The organism is Vibrio fluminensis (assembly GCF_015278125.1).
In the GTDB taxonomy this organism is placed as follows: Bacteria; Pseudomonadota; Gammaproteobacteria; order Enterobacterales; family Vibrionaceae; genus Vibrio; species Vibrio fluminensis.
This window is the reverse complement of record NZ_JADILO010000061.1, coordinates 1-4244: the sequence shown is the minus strand read 5'-3', so window position 1 is coordinate 4244 and position 4244 is coordinate 1. Positions and strand designations below refer to the sequence as shown.

Annotated in this window: 4 protein-coding genes; 3 read left to right on the top strand and 1 reads right to left on the bottom strand. The window is 44.2% G+C overall.

Translation table 11 applies throughout. From position 1 onward, the window contains the following. The coding region (locus IRQ95_RS22260; RefSeq protein ID WP_228481555.1) for a hypothetical protein at nucleotides 1–210 on the bottom strand (210 nt) is incomplete at its 3' end. A 77-nt stretch (nucleotides 211–287) separates the two neighbouring features. On the opposite strand from IRQ95_RS22260, the gene IRQ95_RS21815 reads away from it, so the two are divergent. The 3 genes from IRQ95_RS21815 (at nucleotide 288) to IRQ95_RS21805 (ending at nucleotide 4021) form a co-directional block, all read left to right on the top strand. Beyond that, nucleotides 288–578 carry a co-chaperone GroES gene (locus IRQ95_RS21815; protein ID WP_194439880.1) on the top strand — a complete coding sequence of 97 codons (291 nt, stop codon included), beginning with the start codon at nucleotides 288–290 and terminating at the stop codon, nucleotides 576–578. A 73-nt stretch (nucleotides 579–651) separates the two neighbouring features. After that, complete coding sequence (gene groL, locus IRQ95_RS21810; protein WP_194439878.1) at nucleotides 652–2295, top strand: chaperonin GroEL; 1644 nt, start codon at nucleotides 652–654, stop codon at nucleotides 2293–2295. Nucleotides 2296–2536: 241 nt separating this feature from the next. Then, complete coding sequence (locus IRQ95_RS21805; protein WP_348541643.1) at nucleotides 2537–4021, top strand: sensor domain-containing diguanylate cyclase; 1485 nt, start codon at nucleotides 2537–2539, stop codon at nucleotides 4019–4021. Nucleotides 4022–4244 lie beyond the last annotated feature (223 nt).

Here is a 4244-nt window from a genome sequence, read left to right as displayed (position 1 = left end):
TGCTTCTGTATGCCTATGTAATGAATGGAAGCTTCTGCGCACGGTATAACAAAAAATATCGCGATCGCGACCTACGGTCGCTTCCAAAAAAGAACCCCGCTTGAAAAAGCGGGGTTCGTCATCAATCTGAAAGGGCTCTTTGAGCCCTTTTTTGTTGTCTTTCTCACAAAAATCACTATACCTCCCCTTGGGTTTACTCCCTTTGCCCATATATCGTTATCACAAGGCTTTAAAGTTGCTTTAAAGCAATTATCAAATCACATGGAAATTTTCAGGAGAGACGACCGATGAACATTCGTCCATTACATGACCGAGTTATCGTAGAGCGCCAAGAAGTTGAATCTAAGTCTGCAGGTGGCATTGTGCTTACTGGCTCTGCTGCGGAAAAATCGACTCGCGGTGTTGTTCTAGCTGTTGGCAAAGGCCGCATCCTAGAAAATGGCACTGTTCTACCTTTGGACGTTAAAGTTGGTGATGCTGTTATTTTCGCAGAAGGCTACGGCACGAAAACTGAGAAAATCGACGGTAAAGAAGTTCTGATCATGTCTGAAAATGACATCATGGCTATTGTCGAGTAATAGCAATCATTGAGTAATTTTTACTCTGATTCATAACGAACTCAACTTAAAGAATTTAGAAAGGAAATCAAAGATGGCTGCTAAAGACGTTAAATTTGGTAATGATGCACGCGTAAAAATGCTTGAGGGTGTGAACATCCTAGCTGACGCAGTAAAAGTAACACTTGGCCCTAAAGGCCGTAACGTAGTTCTAGACAAATCTTTCGGTGCACCGACTATCACTAAAGATGGTGTATCTGTAGCGCGCGAAATTGAACTTGAAGACAAGTTCCAAAACATGGGCGCGCAAATGGTTAAAGAAGTAGCGTCTCAAGCAAACGACGCTGCGGGTGACGGTACTACAACCGCAACAGTACTTGCTCAAGCGATCATTGCTGAAGGCCTTAAAGCAGTTGCTGCGGGTATGAACCCAATGGATCTTAAGCGCGGTATCGATAAAGCAGTTATCGCGGCAGTAGAAGAGCTTAAAGCACTGTCTGTACCTTGTGCAGATACTAAAGCTATCGCACAAGTCGGTACTATCTCTGCGAACTCAGACTCTACCGTAGGTAACATCATTGCGGAAGCGATGGAAAAAGTAGGTCGCGACGGTGTTATCACAGTTGAAGAAGGTCAAGCACTACACGATGAGCTAGACGTTGTAGAAGGTATGCAGTTTGACCGCGGTTACCTATCTCCTTACTTCATCAACAACCAAGAAGCGGGTTCAGTAGATCTAGAAAGCCCATTCATTCTACTTGTTGATAAAAAAGTATCGAATATTCGTGAACTTCTACCGACGCTAGAAGCTGTAGCAAAAGCCTCTCGTCCACTACTGATTGTGGCTGAAGACGTTGAAGGTGAAGCTCTGGCGACACTAGTTGTGAACAACATGCGCGGCATCGTGAAAGTTGCGGCAGTTAAAGCACCTGGTTTTGGTGATCGTCGTAAAGCAATGTTGCAAGATATCGCGATTCTAACTGGCGGTACTGTAATCTCTGAAGAGATCGGTCTAGAGCTTGAGAAAGTCACTCTTGAAGATCTTGGTCAAGCGAAGCGTGTCACTATCACTAAAGAAAACACTACCATCATCGATGGTGCGGGTGAAGAAGTGATGATTCAAGGCCGCGTAGCGCAAATTCGTCAACAAATTGAAGATGCAACTTCAGACTACGACAAAGAGAAACTACAAGAGCGCGTGGCTAAGCTAGCTGGTGGTGTTGCGGTAATTAAAGTTGGCGCTGCAACTGAAGTTGAAATGAAAGAGAAGAAAGACCGTGTAGAAGACGCACTACATGCGACTCGCGCAGCGGTTGAAGAAGGCGTAGTGGCTGGTGGCGGTGTTGCACTGATCCGTGCTGCGTCTAAAGTTGCGAACCTTAAAGGTGACAACGAAGAGCAAAATGTCGGTATCCGCGTTCTACTACGCGCGATGGAAGCACCAATTCGTCAAATCACGAAGAACGCTGGCGATGAAGAGTCAGTGGTTGCTAACAACGTACGCGCTGGCGAAGGTAACTACGGTTACAACGCGGCAACTGGCGAATACGGCGACATGATTGCAATGGGTATCCTAGATCCAACTAAAGTAACGCGCTCTGCACTTCAATTTGCAGCCTCTGTTGCGGGTCTAATGATTACTACAGAAGCAATGGTAACTGACCTACCACAAAAAGATTCAGGTATGCCTGACATGGGTGGTATGGGCGGCATGGGTGGCATGGGCGGTATGATGTAATCATCCACTTTCACCAAGTGATAGTCATATTTATAAACTCGTTGAATGAGTTGATTGTAAAGTATACACTCCGCTCCTCGAGTAGATAGAGACTCATCCAGTGCTGATTAATAAAAGCCGAAGCTAATGCTTCGGCTTTTTGGTGTCCGCACTTTAGGCTTATATGCGTAAATATAAGTTTCTTATAAACAGCGGGTTAAGTAATTCTGCCCGTTTTAGTCGAGAAGTAGAGCCATAGTTAGTGATTACCGACGATAAAATAGGATACAAAAGACTGTTTGTAGGGATCACAACACTTTTTATTATCATACTGACTTTTTTAGTCCTCGATTCAGCAGAAGAGTCGCAACAGAAGTATGAGAGACAAAAACAGCGAGTAGAAAGGCTGCTGGAAGACACTAGCCAGGTGATTAATGCCTTGGAGTACAGTATTACTTCGCTCTATCCGCTACAGAATGATCGCTATGTATTGCCACATACGATTAAGCTCAATGGTGACACCTGTAATTTTGGTGGCAAATCGCATGCTGGCAAAGAGTATGACTTTATGTTTGCTGGGCCAAAAGAGATGTGTAATGACCAATCCCTTTTATTTCAGGAAGCGTATCGACGCCTATTTGTCGCACCATCAATGGCGTACTTTGCCAAAAGTATTAGCCACATATCATCGATCTACTTTATCTCTACCAATAAGTTCATCATCTCTTCGCCTAAAGCTTTTGCCCAAGCAATTGAAGGTGATGCATTTGATAAAGTAATTTCAACCCGACCGTACTGGATTAGAACCGTTGCTTGCACGGAGAATCAAGACGGGGTGATCTACACGGGTGACTATCAAGATTACATGACAGGCAAACGGGTTGTGACAATCACTCGCGGTATCTATGTTGATGGTCAGTTCAAAGGCGTCCTAGCGATAGACAATGATTTGGATGACTTGGTCGAGAACTATGTTGGTGATTCTCGGTTGACCGAAGAACAGGGAGCAAACAGTAGTGATGTGTTTAGCTTTACCTATTCTCAACCTGTGCTGGTTGGTGGCAAAGAAACGGGACTGTATTTTACTGTTCATGAGCCCAAGCGTATTCATTTATGGCATATCTTTGAAGCTGAAAAGCAGCGCTTAATCGCTTTGATCTCTTTTTACATTTTGGCTTTGTGTATTATTTGGTTCCGCTATACCCAAGTGACCCATTTACAACTCAAAGAATTGGCAATGCTTGACCCGATGACGAGCTTACTTAACCGTCGTGGCTTTGAAGCTAAGTTAAAAGATCTACCTGCGAGTCAGTACTTGGCGATCGCGGTGTTTGATATCGATAACTTTAAAGCGATCAATGATAACTGCGGGCACCAAGTGGGCGATGACATTATTTGCCAAGTGGCGAAGCTTTTAAGCACCAGTTTACGACAAAGTGATTTGATTGCTCGTTTTGGCGGGGAAGAGTTTGTTATCGCGATTACCAGTGAAAGTGCAGAGCTAGCACAACTGGTTCTTGAGCGAGTGCAAAGCGATATTAGCTCTCCGGAGATACGCCTCTGTGATGAAACGATTCCTGTCACGGCGTCTGGTGGTGCAATTATTTATAAAATGCATAAAATGCATAAAATGATCAGTGCCGCGCAGGTGTGGCAAGGCAAGGGCATTGTCGCGGCGGACAAATTGCTTTACCAAGCGAAAAGGGCTGGGAAAAATCGTATCGTTATCGAAATAGATAACGGCTAAGCGATTCTAGCATCAAGTTTAACTGTGCTCACTGAGCGGTAACTCCAAGCCGTTTGGGAGAGCGACAGAAATAAAAAAGGATGGCATTTAGCCCTGTCTCTTATACACAAATCCCCAAGCCACGGTTTGGGGATTTTTTTGAACTAATTTTAAATTTCATGATCTGATCATCTAAGCAATCACAAGGATGATTATCATGACTTATATAGAACCAACCCTTTGG